A 26425-nucleotide genomic window follows, 5' to 3' on the forward strand; every position below is an offset into this window, starting at 1 on the left:
TCAAAGAATCAAGATCAACGCATCAAGGAGTCACTCCATGCCCATGACCAAGGACCAACTGGTTCGCGATATCGCCGAATCCCTCGACCTGACCCAGACCGCCGTACGCGGTGTATTCGACCAGTTGGCGCAGATCGCCCAGGACGCCCTGGAGAACGACGGCGAACTGACCCTGCCGGGTATCGGCAAGCTCAAGGTCAGCGAGCGCGCTGCGCGCACCGGCCGCAACCCGCAGACCGGCAAGACCATCGAGATCGCCGCGAAAAAGGCGGTACGCCTGGTGCCCGCCAAGGCTCTGGTCGACAGCCTGAACTGACCGGCAGGCTCGTCCCGGCCCATGCATGGCGCAGGACGGGGCGAGCCATCCGCTGACGGAGAGCGAGATGGACAAGGCAAGAAAGCAGCGCCTGCTCGGCGTTGGGGCGCTGGTGCTGCTGTTCGGGGCCTACGTGGCCTGGACCGAGCGTCCGCAGATCGTCCTTCACTACGAAGGAGTGGGCGGGCCGGCGGTGAGTTATAGCTTCAAGGAAAACGGCGAGGAAACCCTCGCGGGCGAGATCAAGCCGGGCGAGGCGCGTGCCTTCCCGCTGCGCCTGCTGCGTTCGGATGAGTACCGCGTGGCCTTCCAGTTCCATCAGGGCGCGGAGCGCTATTCCACCTTCAGCACCCGTCCGGGCTACAGCAAGATGGACCTGTTCATCGGGCCGAACCTGGAAGTCTCCACCCAGCCTCGGCCCGAGGGGCTGCTGCAGGGGCAGTAACGCCCCTTACAGGTATTCGGCCACCAGCACCACATTGCGCTTGTCCGCGGCGACGCCACCCTTGGCGATGTCGTGGATGATGCTGTCGACGCCACCATTGGCGGCGATTGCCTGCCCCAGCGATTTTCCCTGCACATCGGTCAGGCGGTAGCTCACGCTCGGCAGTGAGCCGCGCGGCTCGTTCAGCATCATCGTCATCGCCTGGTTGCAGTCACTCAGATTCACCCGCGCGCTACGGGCGGTGATGTCGCTCAGGCCTACCTGGCACGTCGGCTCGACTACGGCGCCGCTGAAGCGAATGATGCCGTCATAGGCCATTAGCGGGGCGGAGAAGAACAGGGCAATGAGGGTGGTGGATCGCAGGGCAATTGGCATGTCGGCATTCCTCGCTCGGTCGTGGTCCGCCATTGATCGGCGGGCTCTTCCCTAAGCGTCGGCGCAACTCGAATTTTCTTAATCATTTGTAGGGCGATTCCTTTAATGGTTTCTCCAATTCGTGATGGAGGTCAGGAATTGCCTGAAGGGCTGCGCTAAGTGCTTGAAGTACTTGTAACTTGCGCGCAAGCCGCTACAATGGCGCGGCTCGCCGATCTGGCGAGTCTCGCGATGGTGGCCCTGTCGGTCCCCCCGCAACGATTACTCGCTTACCTGGTCAGGTCCGGAAGGAAGCAGCCAAGGCGGGGACATTGTGTGCCGGGGTGTGGCTGGCGGGGCCGCCTCCATTTCCTAAGTCCTTAATTCTAAAGGACTTTCCCTTCTGAAAATCTCTGGGTGTGACAGCGCTTTGGTACACCTCTGTGGTGCACCGCGCTGGGATTCTATTCATCCCTTCGTAGCATCGCCATGTCTCCGTGTCTGAGACTGGATGGCGGTGATTGATGGCAAATGGCTCAATTCTTTATACTGGTGCAAATCCCCGCATTCGGTACAAGGATTTACCGGCCCATGCTGCTCTCTCTCCTCAAAAGCATTCTCCCATCCATCAACCCTGCGACTGCAAAGGTCTATTTAGCTCAGCACAACGGCATTGATCACCCTATGGATGTCTATCTGGCGGGGCGGTTTGATGAGTGGCAGTCATGGCAGGCCCGAAGAAATTTCGACTGTGACCACGTGATCGGCTTGGTTGAGATGCCGGAAACGAAGAAATGGCTCTTTACGGGGTATACGACTCGCTGCGGATCATCAGGACAGTGCCCACTAAGCGAGGTGCTGAATACGTCTAAGACTACCGAAAGCTTCCTGAGTTTTCAGAGCTAGAGGGGCGTTTGACCCTTGAGTACAAGAAGCCCACCTAAATCGTGCTCGGTCTTGATCTGCCTGGTCACTTAATCAATTAGCTTCGGGTCGATGTTGAGAAATAATTCGTTTGCCATGCCTGTTCTCCAAAGCCTGTCATGCATAGAAAAGTGCCGGTAGTTACACGGTTTTATTTATAGCTCAGATTCGATTTGGGTAACATCTGTCTTTTCGTTCAATCAATATCTCGCGTGAGCCATTCTGTATCCATATGAGCCATTCTGCTGCAGCACAATCCGACAAACATAACGCCCATCCCGTCTATCGTCCCGATATAGACGGCTTACGTGCTGTGGCGATCCTCTCGGTTGTTATCTTTCATGCATTTCCGTTTAGGTTGCCGGGCGGATTCGTTGGCGTCGATATCTTTTTTGTCATTTCCGGCTTTCTGATCTCCACCATTATTTTCAGAGGCTTGCAGCGCGGCGATTTTGATTTTGCTGGGTTCTATGCCCATCGGATTAAACGTATTTTCCCGGCTCTAATCATTGTGCTGTTGACATGTTATGCCTTTGGTTGGTTTTCCTTGTTGCCCGATGAATTCAAGCAACTGGGCAAACACATGGCCGCAGGTGCGGGCTTTATCCAGAACCTCATCCTCTGGCAAGAGGTGGGGTATTTTGATACAGCGGCCGAACTGAAGCCGTTACTACACCTGTGGTCGCTGGCTGTCGAGGAGCAGTTCTACCTGATCTTTCCGGTATTGATCTTTGTCGTGTGGCGTATCGGTCTCAATGTCCTGACAGTGGTTCTTTTGTTAGGTCTGATTTCCTTCGGATTGAATATTGCCGGTGTCACGGAGAGCCCGACAAAGGCCTTCTTTATGCCGCAAACGCGCGGCTGGGAGTTGCTGGCAGGGTCAGTCTTGGCCTACCTGCAATTTTTCAAGAGAGCGAATTTTTCAGCGTGGGTGCAGCGCTGGACGTTTCATCCCGTCCTGTTTCGTCACCCCCCCGAATCAGCTCGGCGTGGGGAGGTGCTCAACAGCACTCTTTCGGTTGTGGGCCTACTACTCCTTGTTGCCGCAGTGTTTTTCATCAACAAGAGCGAACCGTTTCCGGGATGGTGGGCGCTACTGCCTGTGTCGGGAACGTTTCTCCTGATACTTGCCGGCCCAGAGGCGTGGGGCAATAGGGTCATTCTGGCCAACAAGCTGATGGTATCTGTTGGTTTGATCAGCTATCCGCTTTACCTTTGGCACTGGCCGCTCCTCTCATTTGCCCGAATAATCGAATCTGAGATTCCATCGCGCGAAATTCGGATAGGTGCGGTGGCGCTAAGTTTTGTGTTGGCGTGGTTGACTTATCGTTTGATCGAAAAGCCGATCCGATTTGGCAAAAAAACTTGGATCAAAACCGCTGCTTTGACCGTGGCCTTGGTGGTGGTGGGCTACGTTGGCTACAACACTCATCAGAGAGGTGGCCTTGAGTTTAGAGCAAAGGAATTTATTAAGATTACAAAAGCAGCTGGCGAATGGGAGTTTCCTGGAAAACTCGTTCCTATTGCCCGTAATGGCGAATTGGATTATTATTTTATTCAGTCGGGCCGACAGAAAGTTACGCTCTTTGTCGGTGACTCGAATATTGAGCAATATTTCCCTCGCACAGAAGTCTTGGTCGAAAACGACCCGAAAAATACCAATGGGATTATTTTTAAGACTGCACATGGATGCCTCACCATTCCGGAACAGCCTTATGAAAATAAGTACTGCTCGACGGTGACGCAAGATGCCCTAAGAATTGCAAAGGAAAAGCCAGAAGTTGATACCGTTGTTATTGGATCGCTTTGGCATCACTATCTTGGGCATGGCGCCGGCATGACAAAGAAATACGGGGTTGGTAGCGCAGAGTACGCTGATGCCATGGTTAAATTAGGAAATTACATTGGGGAGTTTCGAGCATTGAACAAGCGTGTATTTCTTGTGCTTAACATCCCGACAGGTAATGCACTTGACCCCAAGTACATGGCTAAGCGTGATATAAAAGAATTTCCAAGAGTTTTGTCCATCCGGAGCGGAGGAATACCTAGAGTTGAGCTGGAAAATACGTATGGGAAAATCCGCACTGATCTTACACAAGTGGCTGTGAATGCTGGAGCTACTGTCATCAGTCCAATGGACTCTTTGTGCGGAGTTATTTGTTTTGCAGTCGACGCCGAAGGCGAACCAATATACAAAGATGGCGCTCACTTAAGGCCGACATATGTGCGGCGGAAAGCGGACTTCATAGATGTAACAGTGCAGTAGAGAATGTAGGTGCTCCTTTGGCGAGAGAAAACTGATGTTAAAAAGCACTTTTTGTTGGCGATTGATCGGATGTGGCTGGCTGAGGTAGCAACCTGAAGGGCGGAGATGGCATTCGGCTAGTATGTCTGGGCTACGACAACTGACCTGCTCATTGCGCTTATTCGCGGCGACGCACCCCATGGTCGTTGTGGCCGATGAGTCGGAATCGCTGTTCCGGCAGCTTTCAGAATGGAGTGGCTCTTTGGATGACTGCAACCTGAAGAGGCTGACAGTCCGGTTGTTCCCACTTCCTGCCGGTCATGACGGACCGATATTGGCCAGAGGTCGAAGCTCAAAGAAGCTCTGCTGTGGGCGAAGCTTATCGCCCTATCGGAGTGCCTAGAATCATTAGGCTACTTCAGTCATGAGTGGTACAGCAGAGTGGAATACTGCTAGCCACACCTCAGATTTTTGGTCGTGCTACAAGCGCGGATATCGCCTGAAACAAGATGGAAGGAAATCCCGTTGAAACCCGATTACCCCAGACGCAGCGAGGCTTTCAGCCGAACTGCGAGCACGCTTGAGTGCACCCTGGTCAGGTCCGGAAGGAGGCAGCCAAGGCGGGGACATCGTGTGCCGGGGTGTGGCTGGCGGGGCCGCCTCCATTTCGGGGGCAGGAAAATCTGCCGCCCCTCCTGTCGATACGCGTATCGCCTCAGCGATAGTGATCCAGGATCTGCTCGATCTTTCCCGACGCCTTGATTTTCGCCAGCACCGAGAGCACCTCGTCGGCGCGGACGTCTGGCGCATCCAGCACCATGCACGACAGCGGTGTCTCCTCGATCACGCTGGCGATTCTCAGACGCTCCGCCTCCGGCAAATCACGGTTGAACCAGTTCAGCGCGAACTCGCTGCTGATCGCGTACTGATAGCGGCCGATGCGCAGTTTCTTCAGCACCAGTTCCTGATTGCGTGCGTCGTCGCGGGTCAGCCAGTGGCTGTCCAGTAGCGGCTGCAGACGTGGGTAGTGATAACCCAGCACGGTACCGACGGACTGGCTGGGCAGGGTTTCCAGCCTGTCGGCCGGAGCGTCGCGGACTACCAGCAGGTCGCGCTGCACCATCAGTGGCGCGGTCCAGCGGTAGTCGTTGAATTCGTGCTCGATCCAGGTGCGCGACACGTAGCAGCGCACGTCCACGCTGTGGCTGAGCAGGGCCTGTTCGATGCGCGCACGTGGCACGATGTGGAAGGCAGCAGGGCGGCCCAACTCGCGCGCCGCCTCGTTGAACAGCTCGAACATGATGCCGCCGGTCAGTTCGCCATTCTCGATCTGCGCCAGGGGCATCGCCCAGCTGTCGACCACTGAGAAGCGCAGGGGACGGTCGTCGGCCTGGGCGAAGGTGGCGGTCAGCAGCAGGGCGGTGGCAAGGAAGCGCATCAAGGCTCCGTTGATGGCAGAACGACAACACAATGCCGTGTAGCCCGGCCCTTGCCAAGATGCGACAACGACCGGTGCGGACATCGGGTGCAATTTACGGTCCGCTTCGCTAGGATTAGCGCACTTCTGCTCACCTGTCGCGATGGATTTCAATGAGTTATCAGGTTCTTGCCCGCAAATGGCGTCCGCGCTCGTTCCGCGAAATGGTCGGCCAGACCCATGTGCTCAAGGCCCTGATCAACGCGCTGGACAACCAGCGCCTGCACCACGCCTACCTGTTCACCGGTACCCGTGGCGTGGGCAAGACCACCATTGCGCGCATCCTGGCCAAGTGCCTGAACTGCGAGACCGGCGTCAGCTCGACTCCCTGCGGTCAGTGCTCGGTGTGCCGCGAGATCGATGAAGGCCGCTTTGTCGACCTCATCGAAGTGGACGCCGCCAGCCGCACCAAGGTCGAGGACACCCGAGAGCTGCTCGACAACGTGCAGTACTCGCCGACCCGCGGGCGCTACAAGGTCTACCTGATCGACGAAGTGCACATGCTCTCCAGCCACAGCTTCAACGCCCTGTTGAAGACCCTGGAGGAGCCACCGCCCCACGTGAAGTTCCTGCTGGCGACTACCGATCCGCAGAAGCTGCCGGTGACCATTCTCTCGCGCTGCCTGCAGTTCTCCCTGAAGAACATGCCGCCGGAGCGCGTGGTGGAGCACCTGACCCACGTCCTGGGCGCCGAGAACGTGCCATTCGAGGGTGATGCGCTGTGGCTGCTCGGCCGAGCGGCCGATGGCTCCATGCGTGACGCCATGAGTCTCACCGACCAGGCCATTGCCTTCGGCGAAGGCAAGGTGCTGGCCGCCGACGTGCGTGCCATGCTCGGTACCCTGGATCACGGTCAGGTCTACGGCGTGCTCCATGCACTGCTCGAAGGCGATGCCCGGGCACTGCTGGAAGCCGTCCGCCACCTGGCCGAGCAAGGCCCGGACTGGGGTGGCGTGCTGGCCGAAATGCTCAATGTGCTGCACCGCGTGGCCATTGCCCAGGCGCTGCCCGAGGCGGTGGACAACGGCCAGGGTGACCGCGACCGCGTGCTGGCATTGGCCCAGGCGCTGCCGGCCGAAGACGTGCAGTTCTACTACCAGATGGGCCTGATCGGCCGTCGCGACCTGCCGCTGGCGCCCGATCCCCGTGGCGGCTTCGAGATGGTGCTGCTGCGCATGCTGGCATTTCGTCCTGCCGATGCCGACGGCGCGCCCAGGTCACCACTAAAGGACCTGGGGATCAGCAAGGCCACGGCTGATTCCAACCCGAACCCAGTGGCCGGCGCTGCCGTTGCAGCGCCGGTTGCATCCATTGCTCCATCGCCCAGTGCGCCTGCGCCGGTCGCTCCTGTAGCTCCGGCCGCCGAGGTTGCGCCGGCCGCTGTTGCGCCGCAGCCTCAGGTGGCCCCAGCCCCAGCCCCAGCCCCAGCTCCCGCTCCCGCTCCGGTCGTGGAGGCTGTGCCTGTCGTGGCTCCTGCGCCGGTGGTCGAGGCCGCTCCCGCGCCGGTTGAGGTGCAGCCGGAAGTGGTCGTCGCCGCAGAGCCTGTCGCGCCGGCCGTCGAGCCGCAGCCGCCGGTTGCCGAAGCGCCTGTGGATCTGCCATGGGACGAACCCTCTGCACCGGCTGCCGCCACTCCCGCACCGGTCGCGCCTGCTGCACCTGCAGCGGTAGAGGCCGTTCCTGCGCAAGCTGCTGCCCCGGCACCGGTGGAAGTACCGGCCCCGGTCGTGGCCGCAACCCTGGCCGAGGACGACGATCGCGACGACGAGCCGCCGCCGGCCGAGGACTACTACGAAGTCGACATGGAGTCCTACGGCTATCTCGAGAACGAGGCGCCGCAGGAGCAGGCCGAACCGGAACCCGAGCCCGCTGCCATGCCCGCGACCGGCCTTGCCGCCGAGTGGCTCGACCTGTTCCCGCGCCTGGGCCTGGCCGGCCTGACTGCCAGCATCGGTGCCAACTGCACGCTGGTGGCGGTGGATGGCGACAACTGGCACCTGCACCTGGACCCGGGCCAGAGCGCGCTATTCAACGCGACCCAGCAGCGTCGCCTGAACGATGCGCTGAACCAGTTCCATGGGCGCACCCTGACCCTGCAGGTCACCCAGCAGAAGCCCGAGCAGGAAACCCCGGCCCAGGCCGCCGCACGCAAGCGCGCCGAGCGTCAGCGTCAGGCCGAGGCATCGATTGCCGCCGACCCCTATGTGCTACAGATGAAGCAACAGTTCGCCGCGGTTGTCCGCGACGGTACCATTGAACCCCTGGAGGCGAAGGCCTGAGAGCCAGCCCGCGACCTGCTGCGCGTCGGCAGAACGTCGTTGAAAGCAAGCGAGGGATGCTCATTTACTGGGTGTAAACTCCGCTCCCTCGCTCGCTTTCGCCTAGTTCTGTTCTAGCTCGCGAGGCCGCGAACAGGCTCTGACTTTCTCCACGACTGAACGAATCGAGGAACTCGACATGATGAAAGGTGGCATGGCCGGCCTGATGAAGCAGGCCCAGCAGATGCAGGAAAAGATGCAGAAGATGCAGGAAGAGCTGGCCAACGCCGAAGTGACCGGTCAATCCGGCGCCGGCCTGGTGAGCGTGGTGATGACCGGTCGCCACGACGTCAAGCGCGTCTCCCTGGATGACAGCCTGATGCAGGAAGACAAGGAAATCCTCGAAGACCTGATCGCTGCCGCGGTGAACGACGCCGTGCGCAAGATCGAGCAGAACAACCAGGAGAAGATGTCCGGCATGACCGCCGGCATGCAGCTTCCGCCCGGCTTCAAGATGCCGTTCTGATCCAGGCTCTTCCCCTGTAGGAGCGAGCTTGCTCGCGAACGCTCTACCGGCCCTCGCGGCTGGGCAGGGTTCGCGAGCACGCTCGCTCCTACAGTCGTTCTGACCCTCCCAAAACTTGAGACCGCCCCATGAGCTTCACGCCGCTGATCCGCCAATTGATCGATGCCCTGCGCACCCTGCCCGGAGTAGGGCAGAAGAGTGCCCAGCGTATGGCGCTGCAGCTGTTGGAGCGGGACCGCAGCGGCGGCTTGCGCCTGGCCCAGGCGCTGACCCAGGCGATGGAGGGCGTCGGTCATTGCAAGCAGTGCCGCACCCTGTCCGAGGACGAGTACTGCCCGCAGTGCACCGACCCGCGCCGTGACGACAGCCTGTTGTGCGTGGTGGAGGGCCCGCTGGACGTGTTCGCCGTCGAGCAGACCGGCTACCGCGGCCGCTACTTCGTGCTCAAGGGGCACCTGTCGCCGTTGGATGGCCTCGGCCCGGAAGCTATTGGTATTCCCGAGCTGGAAGCACGGATCAAGGCCGGCAACTTCAGCGAGATCATCCTCGCCACCAACCCCACGGTGGAGGGTGAGGCGACTGCCCACTACATCGCCCAACTGCTCGGCGGCGGCGATCTGGTGCTGTCGCGCATCGCCCACGGCGTACCGCTGGGTGGCGAGCTGGAACTGGTCGACGGCGGTACGCTGGCTCACGCCCTGGCGGGGCGTCGACCGATCAGCAGCTAACCGCCGGCAAGGCGCAGCAGCTCGCGATCATCCATCCGGTAGGCAATCCACTGGCTTTCTCGCCGGCCGCCCAGGTTCGAATAAAAGCGTTCTGCCGCGTCATTGCCGGCCAACACATCCCAAAGCACGCGGCCCGCGCCTTGTTCCAGCGCCCATTGGGCAATGCGCCGCATCAATTGCCCGCCTACGCCCCCGCCGCGCTGTCCCTGGACGACATATAGCTCCTTGAGTCGAACGCTCGGGCGTAGATCGAAGGTGAAGGCAAGGCTCTGGACGACGGCGTAACCGCAGATCGCGTCGGTCTCGGCGACGAACACCTGGCACTGCGCCGCCGGCCCGAAGGCGCGTGTGAGCAGGGCGTCGGCGTCCACCACGAAGTCGTCGAGATAACCTTCGAATTCCGCCAGCGCGCGCATCAACTCGAGCACGGCTGGAACATCGTCCGGCCGTGCCTCGCGAATGCTCAGCAGGCGCACGAGACGCCTTCTGTCTGGCTGCGTTGCTCGTGGCCCTCGGCACTGACCAGCGCCAGGCCCTCATCCAGCCAGCCGGTCACCCCGCCGATCATCTCCTTCACCGGCAAACCCAGCGCCGCGAGCTTCGCGGCTGCGCGGTGCACGCCGTTGCAGTGCGGGCCGGCGCAGTAGACGACGAACAGGGTGCCCGGTGCGAACTGCGCCATGCGCCGCGCGTCGATCTCCCGTGTCGGCAGGTTCAGCGCGCCGGGCACGTGGCTGCGGGCGAAGGCGGCTGCGTTTCGCACATCAAGCAGGACGAAATCCTGTTCGCCGTTCTGCAGGGCGTCGTTCACGTCCGAACAGTCGGTCTCGAAAGCCAGGCGATGGCTGAAGTGCGCGAGGGCGTCGGCGGGCAGGGCGGCGGGGAACTGGCTGACGAGGCTGGGCATGGTGGGGCTCCTGTGGAAGACAGGGCCACTTTAAGGCGAGGCGAAAGCCGGCTACAGTGGCGGCCTGGACAGTGATCGGAAGTTTTCCGCCAAATGCCGCGCAATCCCCTGGAAGTTGCCGTTCTCGCCTACGACGGCCTGTGCACCTTCGAATTCGGCATCGCCGTGGAGATCTTCGGCCTGCCGCGTCCGGAGTTCGAATTCCCCTGGTACAGCCACCGGGTCGTTGCCGTGGACGACGGACCGATGCGGGCACTGGGTGGCATCCGTGTGCTGGCCGACGGTGGGCTGGAGTCACTCGACACGGCGGGTACTCTCATCGTGCCGGGCTGGCGTGATCGTGCCGAGGCGCCCTCCGCCGAGCTGGTGCAGGCGCTGCGCAAGGCCCACGACGAAGGAGCGCGGCTGCTGTCGATCTGCTCCGGGGTGTTCGTCCTCGCCGCCACGGGATTGCTGGATGGCCAGCGCGCGACCACGCACTGGCGCTACGCCGAGGAGCTGGCAACGCGCTTCCCGGCCATCGAAGTCGATGCCCAGGTGCTGTACGTGGATGCCGGGCAGGTGATCACTTCGGCCGGCAGCGCCGCGGGTATCGACGCCTGCCTGCACCTGGTGACGCGTGACTTCGGCGCGCAGGTGGCCAATACCGTGGCGCGGCGCCTGGTGATGTCGCCGCAGCGCGGCGGTGGCCAGGCGCAGTTCATCCCCGCGCCGGTGGCGCAGGCGCCCAGGCATGATCTCGCGGGGCTGCTGGACTGGGCCCGGCAACGGCTGCACCGGTCGATTGCCGTCGGTGAACTGGCGAGCCGCGTGGCCATGAGCGAGCGCACCTTCCTGCGCCGTTTCAGCGAGGCGACGGGGATGACGCCCAAGGCCTGGTTGCAGCACGAGCGCATGCTGCGCGCCCGCGAATTACTGGAAAGCAGCGCCGATAGCGTCGAGCGGATAGCTGAGCAATGCGGCTTTGGTACCGTTGAAAGCTTTCGTAATGCCTTCCGAGGGGCGGCGGGTGTGGCGCCTTCGGCCTACCGCGAGCGGTTCGGCGCGGCGCATCTGTCCTAGTCGATGGCGGGTGTCTCGCCTTGAAAACCAAGCAAGCGCTCGGTAAGTTTCAGGCAAACCGTCTGGAGCCTTGCCATGTCCGTGTTCAGCGAATACTTCGATGACAGCCACCGCCTGGTCCGCGACAGCGTGCGGCGCTTCGTCGAACGGGAAATCCTGCCCCACGTCGCCGACTGGGAAGAGGCCGAGGAGTTTCCCCGCGAGCTTTACCGCAAGGCGGGCGAGGCCGGCATCCTCGGTATCGGCTATCCGGAAGCGCTCGGTGGCAGCCACGAGGGCGACCTGTTCGCCAAGGTGGCGGCCAGCGAAGAACTGATGCGCTGCGGTTCCGGCGGTCTTGTGGCGGGCCTGGGCTCGCTGGATATCGGCCTGCCGCCGCTGATCAAGTGGGGCCGCCCGGAACTGCGCGAGCGTATCGCGCCGCAGGTGCTGGCCGGCGAGAAGATCATGGCGCTGGCGGTCACCGAGCCGTCCGGCGGCTCCGATGTCGCCAGCCTGAAGACCCGCGCCGTGCGCGACGGTGACCACTACCGTGTAAGCGGCAGCAAGACCTTCATCACCAGCGGCGTGCGTGCCGACTACTACACCGTGGCCGTGCGCACTGGCGGCGATGGCTTTGGCGGCGTCAGCCTGTTGCTGGTGGAGAAGGGTACGCCCGGCTTCACGGTCAGCCGCAAGCTGAAGAAGATGGGCTGGTGGGCATCGGATACCGCCGAACTGTTCTTCGACGACTGCAAGGTGCCGGTGGAGAATCTCATTGGCGCAGAGAACATGGGGTTCGCCTGCATCATGGCGAACTTCCAGAGCGAGCGCCTGGCGCTGGCGATCATGGCCAACATGACCGCGCAGCTGGCGCTGGACGAGGCGCTGGCCTGGAGCCGCGAGCGCGAGGCGTTCGGCAAGCCGGTCGGCAAGTTCCAGGTGCTCAAGCACCGGCTGGCGGAGATGGCCACGCAAGTCGAAGTGTCCCGCGAGTTCACCTACCGTCAGGCGGCGAAGATGGCTGCCGGCAAAAGCGTGATCAAGGAAATCTCCATGGCCAAGAACTTCGCCACGGACGTGGCCGACCGGGTGACCTACGACGCGGTGCAGGTGCTGGGCGGCATGGGCTACATGCGCGAGAGCCTGGTGGAGCGGCTGTACCGCGACAACCGCATCCTCTCCATCGGCGGCGGTACGCGGGAGATCATGAACGAGATCATCGCCAAGCAGATGGGGTTGTAGGAGCGCTGTCCGGAGGGCTTTTCTGTAGGAGCGAGCTTGCTCGCGAACCCGTCTGGCGTTGGTTTGCCGGAAAACCGTTCGCGAGCACGCTCGCGCCTACAAGGAAGGGCGTGCGACGGTGGATTGGCTGCGACGCCACGCCGCCGGTGGGCAGCCGTATTCACGACGAAAGGCGCGGCTGAAGGCGGTGTCTGTCTGGTAGCCGACGTCTTCGGCAATCCGCGCCAGTGGGGCATTGCTGCCGCGCAGCAGGTTGGCCGCCAGCAGCATGCGCCATTGGGTGAGGTACTGCATGGGCGGGCAGCCCACCAGGCCCTGGAAGCGCTCGGCCAGTACCGAGCGCGAAGTCCCCGCGCTACGGGCCAGCTCCTCCAGGCTCCAGGGGTGCGCCGGCGCCTTGTGCAGGGCGCCCAGCGCGCTGCCGACGATGCGGTCATGCAGCCCGGCCAGCCAGCCGCTGTGACCTTCACCCTGTTCCTCCATGTACAGGCGCAGCACTTCGATGAACAGCACTTCCGCCAGCTTGGCCAGCACGCCGGCGCCGCCCGGGCGAGGGGAGCGTGCCTCGGCCAGTGCATAGCGCACCGAGGATTCCAGCCAGGCGCCCGCCGCTGATCCGCGTACGTTGACCTTCACCAGCGCTGGCAGCCCCGCGAGCAGCAGCCTTGCCAGTCGTGCGTCGCAGGCGAGGTAGCCACACACCAGCCTTGTCGTCGCACCTCCGCCGCCATAGGCCAATTGGCGGGGCCGCCGGGCCAGCACCGCGTCCAGTCGCGCCCCTGTGGCCGGCGGGACGCCCGGTTGCGAGGCCATGCGATGGGCGTGGCCCTGGGGGAATATCACCGCGTCACCTGCCACCAGCCGCACCGGCTCCGCCTTGCCCATCTCGACGAAGCACTCGCCCTCGGTGATCAGATGGAAGATCACCACCTGTTCGGCGCCGGGCTCCAGCAGGTTGACCACCGAATCCGCACGCGGCGACTGATAGCACCAAGGCGCGGTGAAGCGCGCGTTGATGAAGATCGCGCCGACCAGCCGCACGACCCGCAGGGTTTCGGAAAGCGCGTCCATCAGGCCGACCCGGTATCGATGTCCAGCCGGACCGGTACGGCGTCGCGGAAGGCTGCGACCATTGGCGACAGCCGGGTGGCCTCGGCGACCAGTTCGCGCAGGTGTTCTGGCGGCACACCTGCCGCCGCAATGCGTACTTGCAGATGGGCCTGCGCCGGACCGGGCGAGGCGGCCTGGCCGTCTTCCCGGCTGAGCCCCAGCAGCCCATGCACGTCGGTGACGGAGTCCACCTCGGCCTCCAGATTCTGCAGCGCGATGCCTCTCTCGTTGGCCAGCATGGCGATGCGCGTGACCGCGCAAGAGGCCATGGCGGCGCGCAGCAGCCAGCCGGGGCTGACCCGCTCGCCATCGCCTCCGAGCTCTCGGGGCAGGTCGGTGTGGATGACATTGCCGTCCGGGTGCCGGGTATTGGTCTTGCCCGCGCCTTCCCACTGCGCGATGGCGGGCGTCTCCTGCACCAGCGCCACGCCAGGCCGCTGGCGTACCAGACGTTCCAGACGCTGCTGGGCGGCGAGGATGTTCTCCGAACTCATGGGAAGGTCCCTCCGGGCGAGGTTCTTCTCGAAGTCTGGGCGCGAAAGCGCAGCCGTGACGGGCCGCCGGACGATCGGACAGGGAAGGCCGACGCTGGAGCAGGACGCCACTGCGACGGCGGCGCAGCATGAAGGTGCGGGATGTCGCGGTACCCGCTCTATCCCACCTTATGGAGAGTGTCATGCCGAAGTTCGTTATCGAGCGCGAGATCCCTGGCGCCGGAGCCCTGACTGCCCGCGATTTCCAGGCCATCGCGCAGAGGTCCTGCAACGTCCTGAGCCAGCTGGGGCCCCAGGTGCAGTGGTTGCACAGCTACGTGGTCGCGGATCGTATCTACTGCCTGTACATCGCCCCCGACGAAGCTGCCGTGCGAGAGCACGCGCGACTGGGCGGCTTCCCGGCCAATCGGATATCGCAGGTCGTCACCACCCTCGATCCGACTACCGCCGAATGAACGCGCCTTGCTCGTCAGGAGACCGACAAATGAATACCGCTGTAGACCTCAATGCCCTGAAGCAACGCCAGATGGCCACCTGGGCCAGCGGCGACTACGCCGTGATCGGCACCACCCTGCAGATAGTCGGCGAACGCCTGGCCGAAGCCTGCGACCTGCTCTGCGATGAGCACGTACTGGACGTCGCCGCCGGCAACGGCAACGTCACCCTGGCCGCCGCGCGGCGTGGGTGTCGGGTGATGTCCACCGATTATGTTCCGCGGCTACTGGAGTTGGGTGCCGAGCGCGCCCGCGCCGAGCACCTGGCTGTGGAGTTCCGTGAGGCCGATGCCGAAGCATTGCCTTTCGAGGCAGGCAGCTTCGATGCCGTGGTTTCCACCTTCGGCGTGATGTTCACCCCGGACCAACCCCAGGCTGCCGCCGAGCTCGTGCGTGTCTGCCGTTCCGGCGGGCGCATTGGCCTCGCCAACTGGACGCCCGAAGGTTTCATCGGCCAGGTGTTCAAGGTGTTGTCGGGTTACATCCCGCCTGCGCCGGGCGTGCGTCCGCCATCGGGCTGGGGGCGTGAGGAGTACCTGCACGAACTGTTCGGTGATTCGATCAGCGAACTGAGTGCCACGCGGCAGACCTTCAACTTCCGCTATCGCTCGGCGGCGCACTTCCTGGAAGTGTTCCGGACCTGGTACGGGCCCGTGCACAAGGCATTTGCCGCGCTGCCCGAAGCCGATGCTGCGTTGCTGGAGCGTGACCTCACCCAGTTGCTGGAGCGCTGCAACCGCGCCGGTCCGGAATCGTTGGTGATTCCCAGTGAATACCTGGAGGTGGTGGCGACCCGTCGCTGATCCAGTAACGACCAGCAAAAAACGGCGCCCATCCGGGGGTAAGGGGGATGGGCGCCGGCCCGAGAGGGAAAAAGGGACTCTGTGCGCGGACGCGTTACTTGGCCTCGTACCCTTCGGCGGCCGATTTGCGCTTGGGCTTGGGCGCGAAGCGCTTGGCCAGCTTCATGCTGCCGGTGACCACTTTCTGGTACCAGACCGGCAATAGCCGCAGCATCACGTCGATGGCGTGGGCGTCCGGGCCGATGAGGATGCGCCGCGAATCGCGCTCGACGCCGCGGATGATCACCTGGGCGGCCTTCTGCGGGGTGGTGCGCAGCAGCTGGTCGTTGAACTGCGTGCGGGCCTGCTCGGCGTTCTGCCCGGTGACCTTGACCATGCTGTCGTTCATCCGTGCAGTCTTGGCGATGTTGGTCTTGATCCCGCCGGGGTGCACACAGCTGGCGGAGACTCCGCCGCGCTCCATGTCCAGCTCCTGGCGCAGCGACTCAGTGAAACCGCGCACGGCGAACTTGGTGGCGTTGTAGGCGCTCATGCCCGGCTGGGAGAACAGGCCGAACACGCTGGAGACGTTAACAATGTGGCCGTCACCGGAGGCCTTGAGGTGCGGCAGGAAGGCCTTGGTACCGTACACCACGCCCCAGAAGTTGATGTTGGTGATCCACTCGTACTCTTCGTAGTCACTGGCTTCCACGGTGCCGGCGTGGGCGACGCCGGCGTTGTTGAACACCAGGTTGACCTTGCCGTGTTCGCGGGCGGCCTTGTCGGCCCAGGCGTGCACCTGCTCGCGGTCGGCCACGTTCACCGTGTCGATGGACACGCGCACGCCGGAAGAGGAGAGCAACTGGCGGGTTTCCTCGAGGCCGGCGGCGTTGACGTCCGCCAGGGCCAGGTGGCAGCCACGGGAGGCCAGTTCGACGGCGAGGGCGCGGCCGATGCCGGAGCCTGCGCCGGTGATGGCGGCGACCTTGTTCTCAAAGTTCTTCATGCCGGCACCTCTTCTGCGTGGCGTTGGGGTTGGACGACAGGGCTGGACAGCGGCTTGGACTTCAGATGATAGGCGCTGGGGTCGAATTGGCTGGTCAGCGCACGAAAGCGCCAGGTGAAGCCCGGCCACAGGGTGCAGTTGCGCCCGCTCACGGGGTGCAGGTACCAGCTCTTGCAGCCGCCGGTATTCCACACGCTGTGGTTGAGGCCGCGCTGCAGCTTCTCGTTCCAGCGCTCCTGCACCTCCTGCTTCACTTCGACGCTCTGCAGCTCGCGGCGATCCATCAGCTTGATGGCGCCCAGCACGTAGGCGATCTGCGACTCGATCATGTAGACCATCGAATTGTGGCCCAGGCCGGTGTTCGGGCCCATGAGGAAGAACAGGTTGGGGAAGCCGCGGGTCATGGTGCCCTTGTAGGCTTCGGGGCCGTTCTTCCAGGTGTCGAGCAGGTCCATGCCGCCCTTGCCGAATACCACGCCGCGCGGGATCGGGTCGTTGGCGGTGAAGCCGGTGCCGAAGATGATGGCGTCCACCTGCCGCTCGCGGCCATCGGCGGTGATGATGCTGCTCGCCTTGATCTCGCGGATGCCGTCGACGATCACCGAGGAATTGGAAGCTGCCAGCGCCGGGTAGTAGTTGTGCGACATCAGCACGCGCTTGCAGCCGATGGTGTAGTCCGGGGTCAGCTTGCGGCGCAGGTCCGGGTCCTTGATCTGCTGGCGGATGAAGCGCTCGGCCAGCTTGCCCACCAGTTTCATCGCCCAGGGCGCGAAGGTGAAGCCCAGCACGCGGCCTTCGAGCATGCTGTAGAGGGCCCCGCGCCAGAGTTTCTGCACCGCCGGGAAGTGGCGGAAGCGCGCGCGTTCCTTCGCGCTGATGGCGCGGTCTGGCTTGGGCAGGATCCACGGCGCGGTGCGCTGGTAGAGGTCGAGCTTGGCCACCAGCGGTTGGATTTCCGGGACGAACTGGATGGCCGAGGCACCGGTGCCGATCACTGCGACGCGCTTGCCCTTGAGGTCGTAGTCATGGTCCCACTGCTGGGAGTGGAAAGCCTTGCCCTGGAAGTTCTCCAGGCCCTTGAGCGCCGGGATGGAAGGGATCGACAGGGCGCCCATGCCGGAGACCACGGCCTTGGCGGTGTAGTGGTTACCGGCGGCGTCGAACAGGTGCCAGAGCTGCTGTTCCTCGTTCCACTCGAAACGCGCCATCTCGGTGTTGAGCAGCGTCTTGTCTTCCAGGCGGTACTTCTTCCAGCAGTTCTCCAGGTAGGCGCGGATTTCCGGCTGGCGGGCGAACATGCGCGTCCAGTCCGGGTTCGGCTCGAAGGAGAACGAATAGACGTGGGACTGCACGTCGCAGGCGCAGCCGGGGTAGTTGTTGACCCGCCAGGTGCCGCCGACGCCGGCGTCCTTCTCGAACAGCAGGAAGTCGTTCTCGCCTTCCTGCTTCAGGCGGATCGCCATGCCGAGGCCGGAGAACCCGGTACCGATGATGGCGACCTTGCAGTGTCTGGGGGCAGTCTTTGGTTGGGTACTTACAACCGTACTCATGGCCACGCTCCTGTTATGATTATTGCTGGCGTATACAACTGTCTACGAGATGGAATGTAGACATCTGTATACTTCGGCGACAACCAACCTTAGGTGGGGCCGGGTACCAGACTCATGCAAATCGGACAGGAAGAACGGCCAACGGAGGCCGCCGGAAAACGCGCGCTGATCGACGCCGCGCTGCGCCTGGCGGCCACCCGGCGCAGCCTGAGCAGCCTCGGGCTGCGGGAGCTGGCGCGGGAGGCAGGGCTGAACCCGAACACCTTCTATCGACACTTCGGTGATGTGGATGACCTGGGCCTGGCGATCATTCGGGATATTGCCACGCAGCTGCGTCAGCCGCTGCGCGACCTGCGCCGTGAGGCCGCCGAGCGTGCGCGGCCGGGGGAGGGTGCCGCCACTGTGCCTTTTGGTCTGGACCTTGCGCGCGGACAGCGCGTGACCCGCGAGACGGTGCGACTGTTCTTCGATTTCGTCGAGCGCAACCCACAGGCCTTCATCATCGGCGTGCGCGAGTTGCACGGACCGTCGCCGTTGCTGCGTGCGGCGCTGGCACGGGTGATGGACGAGTTCGGTGAGGACATGGCCGAGGACATCCGCCAGTTCCACCTGCTGCCGGATGTCGATGCGAGCGAACTGGATTCGCTCTCGCGGCTGATCAGCCGGCAGTTGTTCCAGCAGTCACTGGATTTTCTTGAGCGCCCGCCGGAGCAGCGCGAGGAAGTCTGCGCGTTGGCCGAGCGACAAATCCTGTTGCTCTTCACCGGCGTGGCGGTGCTGCAGACCTTCGGCATGCTGGCTAGGCTCTGAGGTTTTCCGGACTCGTTCAGGAGACTGCCATGTTGCCCTTGCCCCTGTTCGGCGGCTGCGCCTGCGGCGCGGTGCGCTACCGGGTGGATGCCGAGCCGGAAGAAGCCGGCTACTGTCATTGCCGCATCTGCCAGAAATCCAACGCCGCGCCAGCGGTGCCGTGGGCGGTGATTCCACTGACGGGCTTTGCCTATACAGCCGGTGAGCTGGGCATGTGGCGCTCCAGTGAGGACGGCGAGCGGCGCTTTTGCCTGAAGTGCGGCACGCCAATGGAGTTCCGCGTGCGCGACGGCGAGACGGTAGGACTCAACATCGTCACGCTGGACGAGCCAGAGCTGATCAAGCCGCAGTGCCATGTGTGGTGTTCTTCGCAGCTGTCTTGGTTCGATACCGTGGATGACCTGCCGCGGCGGACCGAGGGTTAGCCGGCTTTTGTAGGAGCGCTGCACGGGCGCCTGCCCTCTCCCTAACCCTGGCTACGCGCCCCGCTCCGAAGGGAAAGGGGGCCATTCGGTACAGGAGGAAGCTCTGGCGTCAGCCGGCACGGATAGCACCCTCTCCCTTCAGGGCGGGGGAGAGGGACGAACGGCACCGAGGATTCGGGAAAAGACCGTTGCTCCTACGGGGTACCACAGCGCTTGAGGGAGATGCATCGGTGCGGACTTCCAGACGAAGACCGTTGCGCTTACAGGGAAACGCCTCGCCACCAATCGGTGTTCAGGGCGCCGACAGGCGCTGGATAGTCTTTACGGGCGTCCCATCACTCCAGCGCCCCATGGACAGTTGCGCCGGTCCGCCGCCCAGGGCGTAGTCGCGATCCTGGCTATGGAAGGCTGCATCGCACAGGGCATCGAACAGCTTCCAGTACCCGAACCAGTCCATTGCATCGGTGGCAAGCGCGTTATGCGCCGATGGCAGGCCTTGCTTCAGACGCTGCTTCACGCGTTCCTGCACACGGTTGAGCAGCCAACTGGATGAGTCGCTGGGCGGGTAGCGTGGGTCGAAGCGTGGTGCGGTCGGGGCTGCGTGGTTGGCCAGCAGCGGCGGGCTGCCATGGCGGTCGCTGCGCAGCAGGAGCAGGTCCTTGTCACGCGGTGCGACCTGGGAGCTTTCCGAGTAGATGCGCCGGGCGTCATCGCAGGCGACGCGCTCGTCCTCATCGCCGCACAGCGCCAGCAGCAGGGTGCCGGCGGGAATGCCGGCCAGTGGCTCCAGCGGCACCTGCCGCCAGCGTTGGCCGCTGCTCTTGCCGGGTTCCACCGCCATCAGCGCGCGCGGTTTCGGTAGGCCCAGACGTTGCCAGGATGCCGCCAACCCGCTGGCGATCAATCCGCCTGCCGAGTGGCCGATATAGGCGGCGTGTTCGAGCTCCGGCTGCACCTCCAGTTTGCCAGCCTGCAGGTCGGCGATGGCGCGGCGTACGGCGTTGGCGGCGTTGGGCAGGAACTCCGCCGCGGGTGTCTTCAGCGTTGCCTGGTAGCGCGGGTAGATAAGGATGGCGCCGCGCCGGACGATGTGCTCGATCCAGGCGCGGTAGAGGTCGGGTTGCATCACGCTCCAACCGTGGGTGAAGACCACGACGGGCGCGCTGGAAGGGACGGGGCGGTCCGGGGTGAAGACCCAGTACTCGTTGCCCTCGGCGGTGAAGTGCCATTGGCGGACGTCGGCATGGGCGTAGTGCGATCCGCCTGGGCCCTGCAGCGGTTGGGTTGGCGGCAGGATGTCACCGGCATTAACGATGCCGCTGCTCAGCAGGGAGCTCAGCAGCAGGCCAGCGAGGAACGCCGGAATCAACCGGTTGCGACGCATGGAGGCACCTTTGGCGGAGACGCCTACAGCATAGCCGTCAGCGTGGGTAGAGCGGCGGCAGGCTGCTGGCTTCCGGCGCCGACGGTGCATCCGGATCGGCGCCAGGGAGTGTGCGAATGGCGCGCCAGAGATCGTCGCCCTGCCAGTTGCGGCCGCCTTCGCTGTCGCTGTAGAGCGCGCCGTTGAGGCCGTCCAGCGCATCGGACAGCGGCACGAAACGCGCCGCCATGTCGGCCAGGGTTTCCGGCTGCTGGCGAGCCCAGGCGTCCAGGGCCTGGCGGGTGGCGTGCGAATCGTTGGCCTGGCAGGCGCGGCGCAGTTCGTCGAGCAGGGTGCGAGTGCTCGGGCCTGCCTGCGCCACGCGGATGACTGCCGGTTGGCTGCGGGCACGCCACCAGAGGGCGAAGCCGAGCAGGGTGGTCAGGCTGAGCAGGGCGCAGGCGAGTTGCCAGGGCCACAGCAATGCGTCGCTGAAGACCGTTTCGCTGGGCGCGGCGGGTGTCTCGGTGTGCTCTTCCAGTTGTGAGTTGGCGGCGACCTGCAGGGTGCGTGCCGGCAGGCTGGTGCGCTCGACGCGGCGCCCCTGGGTGTTCCACCAGACCAGCTCCACCGCTGGCAGCTCCACCGGGCCGGCCTTGTCGGCGATCAGCGCCTCGCGCTCCTCGCGGCTGCCGATCATGCCCTGGTCGCTGCTTTCGTTGGCCAGTTGCGGCTGGTCCGGGTAGTGGCGCAGGCCCTCGGGCAGGGTGATCGGCAGCGGCGGCAACTGGGCGCCGGAAAGGCCCTCCACGCGCAGCATGATGTTGCGGGTGAGCGCCTCACCGGCCTTGGCTTGCTCCGGCTGCGGGCTCCAGGTCTCGGTCAGGCTGAGTGAGCGGGCCGGCAGCCAGGGCGCGTCCTTCGGGTAGTCGGCGGGCTTGGGGTCGATCTGCAGCGGGATGCTCGGCGAGGTGACCAGCACCTGCTTGCCCGGCTGCGGGCCGAACGGATTGAGATCATCGCTGTTGCGGCGCTGGGCGACCTGAGTGGCCTTGAAGGTCTGGCCAGGGATTTCCAGGGTGCCGCTCTTCTGCGGGAAGATGGCGTAGCGCACTTCGATCACGCCGTGACGGACGCCGTTGATGTCCTTCTCGTAGGTGCGCGGTTCGCCCAGTTGCTCGACGCGGGCATCGTTCATGCGCAGCGGGCTGAGGCTGCTGTCGTCGTACAGCGACACCGAGTGGTAAATGCGCAGGGTGAGGATCACCTGGGCTTGCACCCAGCTTTCCTCGCGGTCGACGCTGGCGTCGATGAACACTGGCGCAAGCTTCTGCCCCTCGGCACTGTCCTCGGCCTTGAGCACGTCGAGGCTGATCGGCTCGCTGGCGTTGCCGCCCAGATGGATCGGCGGGATTTCCACCTTGCCTTCATTGCGCGGCTGCAGGGTGATGATCCAGCGCGTGGTGGCCTGGGCTTTGCCGTTGAGGGCGGTCAGGCGGTTGACCTGACGGGTGCCGAGTACCACGAACTGCTCGTCCAGCGGCTTGAGGTCGGGTTTGCCGAACAGCGTCGGGTCGTCGGACTCCAGCGTCAGTTCGACGCTCTCGCCCGCGGTCAGGCGTGCGCGGTCAACGCTGGCGGTGAAGCTGGCCTCGGCGCGGAAAGCGGCGAGACAGAGCAGGGTCAGGCAGATCAGCCTTTTCATGGGTTGGGTTCCTGGCGCTGCTGCTGTTGCTGGTACCAGAACTTGCGGCGCAACAGCTCGGACGGATCGTCGGGAATCTGCCGCAGCCACTGTTCCAGGGCCTGACGGCGCTCGTCCCCCAGTGGACCGGCATCTTCCGGGTTGGTTTCCTGTTCTTCGCGGACGTCCTCGCCAGGCTTGTCGCTCTGGCTGGCGGAGGGCCGGTCGGCGTCCTGCGAAGGGTTCTTCGCCGCCGGAGCCGGCTGCGAGTCGCGTTCGCTGGAGTGTTCATCCTCTTGCTGCTGGTCCTGCGGCGTGGCGGCCTGGGGATCGCTGCTCTGGGCCGGGTCCTGGTTCTGCTGGGGCTGCTGGTCCGTGCCATCGCCGGCAGGGTTTTCCTTGCGCTGGCGCAGCAGGTCTTCGAGCAGAGCCTTGTTGCGCTTGGCGACTTCCAGTTCGGGATCGCGCTCCAGCGCCTGGTCGTAGGCGTCGATGGCAGCTTCCAGCTCGTTCTGTTTCGCCAGGGCATTGCCGCGGTTGTAGTGGTCCGCCGCCTCGTCGCCCTGGGAAAAGGCCTGCGCGGCATCCACGTAATCGCCGGCGCGGTACAACGCCAGGCCTTTCCAGCGGAAGTCGTCGAAGCGTTCGGCGGCCTCGGCGGGGCGCCCGGCGTCAAGCAGGCGCTGGCCCTGCTGGTCGAGGCGCAGCCAGAGATCCTTGAACTCGAAGGCGTTGGCATCCTTCGGCGGCGCCCACAGCAGCGGCAGCAACAGCGGCAGGCTGAACAACCACCCGCGACGGCCGGCACAGGCGGCGAGCAGGAGCAGCGGCAACAGCAACCAGTAGCCCTGGTCGGCCCAGCGTTGCAGGCGCAGCAGGGCGTCCTCCTCGCTGACCTGCAGGCCCTGGGTGCTGTCCAGCAGGCCGAGGGAACGCAGGTCGCTGCTGCTGGCGCGCAGGCGCTGGAAGCGTCCACCCATGTCGATGGCGAAGGCGCGCAGCGAGCTCTCGTCCAGGCGCGGCACGAGAATGTTGCCCTGGTCGTCCTTGAGGAAGGTGCCGTCTTCCTGGGCGATGGGCGCGCCACCGGGCGTACCCACAGCGAGCAGCAGCAGGTCTTTGCCCTTGCCTTTGAGCGCCTGGCGGATGCCCTGGCGTTCGCGGGCGTCCAGCGTGCTGGTGATCAGCAGGATGCGGCCGTTGCCCTCGGCGCCGTTATCCAGCAGGCGGCGTGCCTGGGCCACGGCGAGGTCGGCGCGCTGGCCGGGTTCGGGCATGATCGACGGCTTGAGGGCGTCGAGCAGGTTGCGCGCGGTGCCCAGGTCATTGGACAGCGGCACCAGCGTATGGGCACTGCCGGCGTAGACGACGATGGCGGTCTGCGCGTCGCTGCGGCTCTGCAGCAGGTCGAGCAGCTTGTGCCGGGCCTGTTCCAGGCGGGTCGGCTTGAGGTCGGTGGCGAGCATCTGCGGAGTGAGTTCCAGCACCACCACCAGCGGGTCGCTGCGCTCCATGGTCGGTTGCTCGACCTGTTCCCAACTCGGGCCGAGGAGGGCGAGCACGGCCAGCAACCAGGCGATGCCGAGGTAGATCCACGGACGACGCTCGTGCCGGCCACTGCCACCGGACAGCAGCCAGGGATGGAAGGCCTGGGGCAGCAGCAATTGCCAGCGGCCGGCGCGGCGCTCGCGGTGCCAGAGCCTCCACAGCAGCCAGCCGAGCGGCGGCAGCAGGATCAGCCAGAGCGGATGCAGCAGGTGCGGCCAGATGCCGTTCATGGCCGGCGCTCCTTCAGCAGGCGCGCCACCCAGGCTGGCCAGCGCCAGTCCTCGGGCGGCCACAGGGTGCCGACCACCAGCGCCGCGCTGATCAGCAGGGCCAGCAGCAGCGGCCAGCGGTACAGGGCGAGGGCCGGGCGTGCCTGGGTCGGTTTCTGTTCCACTGGCTCAAGCTGATCGAGGCTGTCGGAGATGCGCCGCAATTCTTCGCCGTTGCGTGCACGGAAGTACTCGCCGCCGGTGGTTTCGGCAATCGCTCTGAGCGCCGGTTCATCCAGGTCCAGCCCCGGATTGAGGCCGAACAGGCCGGCCACGCCGCCCTGCTTGGGATCGGCGCCGATGCCGATGGTGTAGACCTTAACGTGCTCTTCGGCGGCCAGCTTGGCGGCGGTCTGCGGAGAAATCTCGCCAGCGGTGTTGGCGCCATCGGTGATCAGCACCAGCACGCGGCTCTCGGCTGGGCGCTGGCGCAGGCGCTTGACCGCCAGGCCAATGGCGTCGCCCAGGGCGGTGTCCTTGCCGGCGATGCCGATCAGCGCCTCGTCCAGCCAGACGCGCACGGTGTGGCGGTCGAAGGTCAGCGGCGCCTGCAGGTAGGCGCGGGTACCGAACAGGATCAACCCGACGCGATCACCCCGGCGGCCTTCGATGAAATCGCCAAAGAGCTTCTGCACGGCGTGCAGGCGGCTGACTTCCGCGCCGTCCCAGGTCATGTCGGCGTAGTCCATGGAGCCGGAGACATCGACGGCCACCAGCAGGTCGCGGCCTGTCGCCGGGATCGGCAGCGGCTCGCCCACCCACTGCGGGCGCGCGGCGGCCAGCAGCAGGCACAGCCAGAGCAGGGCGAAGGGCGCTTGCTGGCGCCAGGCCGGCAAGCGTGCGCGGGCGCGGCGGCCGGCGAGGCCTTCGAGTTCCTTGAGGAAGCTGACCTTGATCGCTGCTTCGCCGTTGTCGGCCGGCGGCAGGATGAAGCGCATCACCCAGGGCAGCGGGGCGAGCAGGAATATCCAGGGCCAGGCAAACTCAAACATGCTTGCGCACCCAGGTTTCCACGGAGGCGGCGAGGCCGTCGATGGCCTTGTCGTCCAGCTTGCACTCGGCGCGGTAGCCGCCTTCCACCAGAATCATCCAGCGCGTCAGGCCGGCGGCCGGGCAGCGGGTGTCGAGGAAGGCCAGCCAGGCGCGGCCGCTCAGGGTATGGCTGTGGCTTTCCGGCCAACGGGCGCGCGACAGGCGCTTGAGCAGGCCGTTGAGCGATTGCAGCCAGGGCCCGGCCGGCGCGCGGTCGTAGGGGCGCGGCAGGCGCTTGAGTTCTTCCAGTGCGGCTTCGCGCAGCGGATCCAACGGCACCTCGGTGATGACCTTGGCCTTGCGCCTGGGCAGCCAGCGTTGGCGGTTGCGCCACAGCAGCCAGAGCAGCGGCGGCACCAGCGCGGCAAGCAGCCACCAGCCCGGCGCCGGAGGCCACCAGGGCACCGCGGTGGGTTCGATCAGCGGTTGCAGCTGGTCGAGGGGATTCATTTGGCGTACCCCGGCTGGTGCTGTTCCAGCAGGTTGCGCAGCTGTTCCACCAGTTCTTCCTGGGTGGTCAGCGGCAGCAGCGGCACGCCCAGGCGCAGGGCGAGGCGTTGCCAGCGTTCGCGGCGAGCCTCGCCGAGGGCGCGGTAGGCCAGGCGCTGTTCGTCGATGTGGGTGTCCAGCTCCAGCTGCGCCTGGCCTTCGGCGAATCTCAACAGCCCGGCGGCGGGCAGCGCGTGGTCGAGCGGGTCGGAGACCGGCAGCATCACCAGGTCGGTGTGCCGGGCCAGCAGCGAAAGCTGTTGTTCGGCCACATCCGTGAGCGCGCGCTCGTCGCACATCACCATGATCAGGCTGCCGGGGCGCAACACCTCGCGGGCGCGGCGCAGGGCCATGCCGAAGCCGTCGCCGTTGTGGCTGAGGTTGGAGCCGGCGAGCAGGGCGTTGTTGGCGCGCACGATCAGGTTGAACAGTTGCAGCAGGCTCTGTTTGCTGCGCCGGGGCTTGATCTCGTGGCATTCGCTGTCGGTGAACACCAGCCCGCCGATGCGATCGTTGTGTGCCAGCGCAGCCCAGCCAACGAAGGCGGCGGCGCGGGCAGCGAGTACGGATTTGAACGATTGGCCGGAGCCGAAGAACATTCGTGCGCTTTGCTCCACCAGCACGTAGACCGGGCGCTCGCGTTCTTCATGGAACAGCTTGGTGTGTGGCTCCTGGCTACGGGCGGTGACGCGCCAGTCGATAGTGCGGACGTCGTCGCCGGCCTGGTACACGCGCACCTGGTCGAAGTCCACGCCACGGCCGCGCAGGCGCGAGTGGTGCAGGCCGATCAACGGGCTGCGCCGCGAGGGCGTGGAGAACAGCTGGACTTCGCGCAGGCGGTGACGAATCTCGATCAGCTCGCCGAGCGAGACGGCCACGCCGGGCGCCAGGACATTGTGCATG

The 26425-nt window shown here is 64.6% G+C and carries 26 protein-coding genes, 1 other RNA gene and 1 pseudogene; 14 read left to right on the forward strand and 14 right to left on the reverse strand.

What is annotated here, in order from left to right:
• The first annotated feature begins 13 nt into the window (after window positions 1–13).
• Both AC2T4A_RS15580 and AC2T4A_RS15585 read left to right on the forward strand, forming a co-directional pair.
• Window positions 14–316, forward strand: coding sequence for an HU family DNA-binding protein (locus AC2T4A_RS15580; RefSeq protein ID WP_486743686.1), 303 nt, complete (start codon window positions 14–16; stop codon window positions 314–316).
• A 67-nt stretch (window positions 317–383) separates the two neighbouring features.
• The gene (locus AC2T4A_RS15585; protein ID WP_478379384.1) at window positions 384–761 is read left to right on the forward strand and encodes a hypothetical protein; all 378 of its coding nucleotides are present in this window, start codon (window positions 384–386) and stop codon (window positions 759–761) included.
• A 6-nt stretch (window positions 762–767) separates the two neighbouring features.
• Here AC2T4A_RS15585 and AC2T4A_RS15590 read toward each other — a convergent pair whose 3' ends face one another.
• The gene (locus AC2T4A_RS15590) at window positions 768–1136 is read right to left on the reverse strand and encodes a hypothetical protein (protein WP_486741127.1); all 369 of its coding nucleotides are present in this window, start codon (window positions 1134–1136) and stop codon (window positions 768–770) included.
• 241 nt (window positions 1137–1377) lie between these two features.
• Between AC2T4A_RS15590 and ffs the strand changes: the two genes are divergently transcribed.
• From ffs to AC2T4A_RS15605, 3 genes are all read left to right on the forward strand, one after another.
• An RNA gene (ffs, locus tag AC2T4A_RS15595) (signal recognition particle sRNA small type) lies at window positions 1378–1474 on the forward strand.
• A gap of 232 nt (window positions 1475–1706) precedes the next feature.
• Window positions 1707–2021, forward strand: a complete 315-nt coding sequence (locus AC2T4A_RS15600) for a hypothetical protein (protein WP_486741128.1) — start codon at window positions 1707–1709, stop codon at window positions 2019–2021.
• A gap of 250 nt (window positions 2022–2271) precedes the next feature.
• Complete coding sequence (locus AC2T4A_RS15605; RefSeq protein ID WP_486741129.1) at window positions 2272–4305, forward strand: acyltransferase family protein; 2034 nt, start codon at window positions 2272–2274, stop codon at window positions 4303–4305.
• 694 nt (window positions 4306–4999) lie between these two features.
• Here AC2T4A_RS15605 and AC2T4A_RS15610 read toward each other — a convergent pair.
• Entirely contained in the window at window positions 5000–5722 is a 723-nt protein-coding gene (locus tag AC2T4A_RS15610) for a substrate-binding periplasmic protein (RefSeq protein ID WP_486741130.1), read from the reverse strand.
• A 152-nt stretch (window positions 5723–5874) separates the two neighbouring features.
• Here AC2T4A_RS15610 and dnaX point away from each other — a divergent pair, with 152 nt between their 5' ends.
• The 3 genes from dnaX to recR all read left to right on the forward strand — a co-directional run bounded on the left by dnaX (window position 5875) and on the right by recR (window position 9273).
• On the forward strand, window positions 5875–8040 hold the full coding sequence (dnaX, locus tag AC2T4A_RS15615; RefSeq protein ID WP_486741131.1) for a DNA polymerase III subunit gamma/tau: 2166 nt from the start codon (window positions 5875–5877) through the stop codon (window positions 8038–8040).
• 178 nt (window positions 8041–8218) lie between these two features.
• On the forward strand, window positions 8219–8545 hold the full coding sequence (locus AC2T4A_RS15620; protein WP_017516839.1) for a YbaB/EbfC family nucleoid-associated protein: 327 nt from the start codon (window positions 8219–8221) through the stop codon (window positions 8543–8545).
• Window positions 8546–8673: 128 nt separating this feature from the next.
• Window positions 8674–9273, forward strand: coding sequence for a recombination mediator RecR (gene recR, locus AC2T4A_RS15625; RefSeq protein ID WP_478378070.1), 600 nt, complete (start codon window positions 8674–8676; stop codon window positions 9271–9273).
• On the opposite strand, the gene AC2T4A_RS15630 is transcribed toward recR, so the two are convergent.
• The gene (locus tag AC2T4A_RS15630) at window positions 9270–9749 is read right to left on the reverse strand and encodes a GNAT family N-acetyltransferase (protein ID WP_478378071.1); all 480 of its coding nucleotides are present in this window, start codon (window positions 9747–9749) and stop codon (window positions 9270–9272) included. The genes recR and AC2T4A_RS15630 overlap by 4 nt on opposite strands.
• Window positions 9737–10180 (reverse strand): rhodanese-like domain-containing protein, encoded by a 444-nt coding sequence (locus tag AC2T4A_RS15635; protein ID WP_486741132.1) that lies wholly within the window; start codon window positions 10178–10180, stop codon window positions 9737–9739. The genes AC2T4A_RS15630 and AC2T4A_RS15635 overlap by 13 nt, the downstream gene beginning before the upstream one ends.
• Window positions 10181–10273: 93 nt before the next feature.
• On the opposite strand from AC2T4A_RS15635, the gene ftrA reads away from it, so the two are divergent.
• Window positions 10274–11242 (forward strand): transcriptional regulator FtrA, encoded by a 969-nt coding sequence (gene ftrA, locus AC2T4A_RS15640; protein WP_416748412.1) that lies wholly within the window; start codon window positions 10274–10276, stop codon window positions 11240–11242.
• A gap of 75 nt (window positions 11243–11317) precedes the next feature.
• Window positions 11318–12466, forward strand: coding sequence for an acyl-CoA dehydrogenase family protein (locus AC2T4A_RS15645; RefSeq protein ID WP_486741133.1), 1149 nt, complete (start codon window positions 11318–11320; stop codon window positions 12464–12466).
• A 96-nt stretch (window positions 12467–12562) separates the two neighbouring features.
• Here AC2T4A_RS15645 and AC2T4A_RS15650 read toward each other — a convergent pair whose 3' ends face one another.
• Together AC2T4A_RS15650 and AC2T4A_RS15655 are read right to left on the reverse strand one after the other, a co-directional pair.
• On the reverse strand, window positions 12563–13537 hold the full coding sequence (locus AC2T4A_RS15650) for an AraC family transcriptional regulator (RefSeq protein ID WP_416748408.1): 975 nt from the start codon (window positions 13535–13537) through the stop codon (window positions 12563–12565).
• Window positions 13537–14070, reverse strand: a complete 534-nt coding sequence (locus AC2T4A_RS15655; protein WP_486741134.1) for an OsmC family protein — start codon at window positions 14068–14070, stop codon at window positions 13537–13539. The genes AC2T4A_RS15650 and AC2T4A_RS15655 overlap by 1 nt, the downstream gene beginning before the upstream one ends.
• 182 nt (window positions 14071–14252) lie before the next feature.
• Between AC2T4A_RS15655 and AC2T4A_RS15660 the strand changes: the two genes are divergently transcribed.
• Both AC2T4A_RS15660 and AC2T4A_RS15665 read left to right on the forward strand, forming a co-directional pair.
• A complete protein-coding gene (locus AC2T4A_RS15660) occupies window positions 14253–14525 on the forward strand; it encodes a DUF4242 domain-containing protein (protein WP_486741135.1) in 273 nt (90 codons plus the stop codon).
• A 29-nt stretch (window positions 14526–14554) separates the two neighbouring features.
• Complete coding sequence (locus tag AC2T4A_RS15665) at window positions 14555–15367, forward strand: class I SAM-dependent methyltransferase (protein ID WP_486741136.1); 813 nt, start codon at window positions 14555–14557, stop codon at window positions 15365–15367.
• A 94-nt stretch (window positions 15368–15461) separates the two neighbouring features.
• On the opposite strand, the gene AC2T4A_RS15670 is transcribed toward AC2T4A_RS15665, so the two are convergent.
• Entirely contained in the window at window positions 15462–16352 is an 891-nt protein-coding gene (locus tag AC2T4A_RS15670; RefSeq protein WP_478378076.1) for an SDR family NAD(P)-dependent oxidoreductase, read from the reverse strand.
• Window positions 16349–17940, reverse strand: a pseudogene (locus tag AC2T4A_RS15675) (flavin-containing monooxygenase). Before AC2T4A_RS15675 ends, AC2T4A_RS15670 begins: the two are co-directional and overlap by 4 nt.
• A 76-nt stretch (window positions 17941–18016) precedes the next feature.
• Here AC2T4A_RS15675 and AC2T4A_RS15680 point away from each other — a divergent pair.
• Both AC2T4A_RS15680 and AC2T4A_RS15685 read left to right on the forward strand, forming a co-directional pair.
• On the forward strand, window positions 18017–18712 hold the full coding sequence (locus AC2T4A_RS15680) for a TetR family transcriptional regulator (RefSeq protein ID WP_486741137.1): 696 nt from the start codon (window positions 18017–18019) through the stop codon (window positions 18710–18712).
• 29 nt (window positions 18713–18741) lie between these two features.
• On the forward strand, window positions 18742–19137 hold the full coding sequence (locus AC2T4A_RS15685) for a GFA family protein (RefSeq protein WP_416748395.1): 396 nt from the start codon (window positions 18742–18744) through the stop codon (window positions 19135–19137).
• 292 nt (window positions 19138–19429) lie between these two features.
• Here the strand turns inward: AC2T4A_RS15685 and AC2T4A_RS15690 are convergent, their stop codons facing one another.
• From AC2T4A_RS15690 to AC2T4A_RS15715, 6 genes are read right to left on the reverse strand one after another with little or no spacing between them, the layout of a single operon-like run.
• Window positions 19430–20521, reverse strand: a complete 1092-nt coding sequence (locus AC2T4A_RS15690; RefSeq protein ID WP_486741138.1) for an alpha/beta hydrolase fold domain-containing protein — start codon at window positions 20519–20521, stop codon at window positions 19430–19432.
• Between the two features lie 37 nt (window positions 20522–20558).
• Window positions 20559–22205 (reverse strand): BatD family protein, encoded by a 1647-nt coding sequence (locus AC2T4A_RS15695; RefSeq protein WP_416748391.1) that lies wholly within the window; start codon window positions 22203–22205, stop codon window positions 20559–20561.
• The gene (locus AC2T4A_RS15700) at window positions 22202–23962 is read right to left on the reverse strand and encodes a vWA domain-containing protein (RefSeq protein ID WP_486741139.1); all 1761 of its coding nucleotides are present in this window, start codon (window positions 23960–23962) and stop codon (window positions 22202–22204) included. The genes AC2T4A_RS15695 and AC2T4A_RS15700 overlap by 4 nt, the downstream gene beginning before the upstream one ends.
• Window positions 23959–24993, reverse strand: a complete 1035-nt coding sequence (locus AC2T4A_RS15705) for a vWA domain-containing protein (protein ID WP_486741140.1) — start codon at window positions 24991–24993, stop codon at window positions 23959–23961. Before AC2T4A_RS15705 ends, AC2T4A_RS15700 begins: the two co-directional genes overlap by 4 nt.
• On the reverse strand, window positions 24986–25483 hold the full coding sequence (locus AC2T4A_RS15710) for a DUF4381 domain-containing protein (RefSeq protein WP_416748385.1): 498 nt from the start codon (window positions 25481–25483) through the stop codon (window positions 24986–24988). Before AC2T4A_RS15710 ends, AC2T4A_RS15705 begins: the two co-directional genes overlap by 8 nt.
• Complete coding sequence (locus AC2T4A_RS15715; RefSeq protein WP_416748383.1) at window positions 25480–26424, reverse strand: DUF58 domain-containing protein; 945 nt, start codon at window positions 26422–26424, stop codon at window positions 25480–25482. The genes AC2T4A_RS15710 and AC2T4A_RS15715 overlap by 4 nt, the downstream gene beginning before the upstream one ends.
• Window position 26425: the final 1 nt, after the last annotated feature.

The organism is Pseudomonas sp. PVC-3-1, assembly GCF_057444315.1.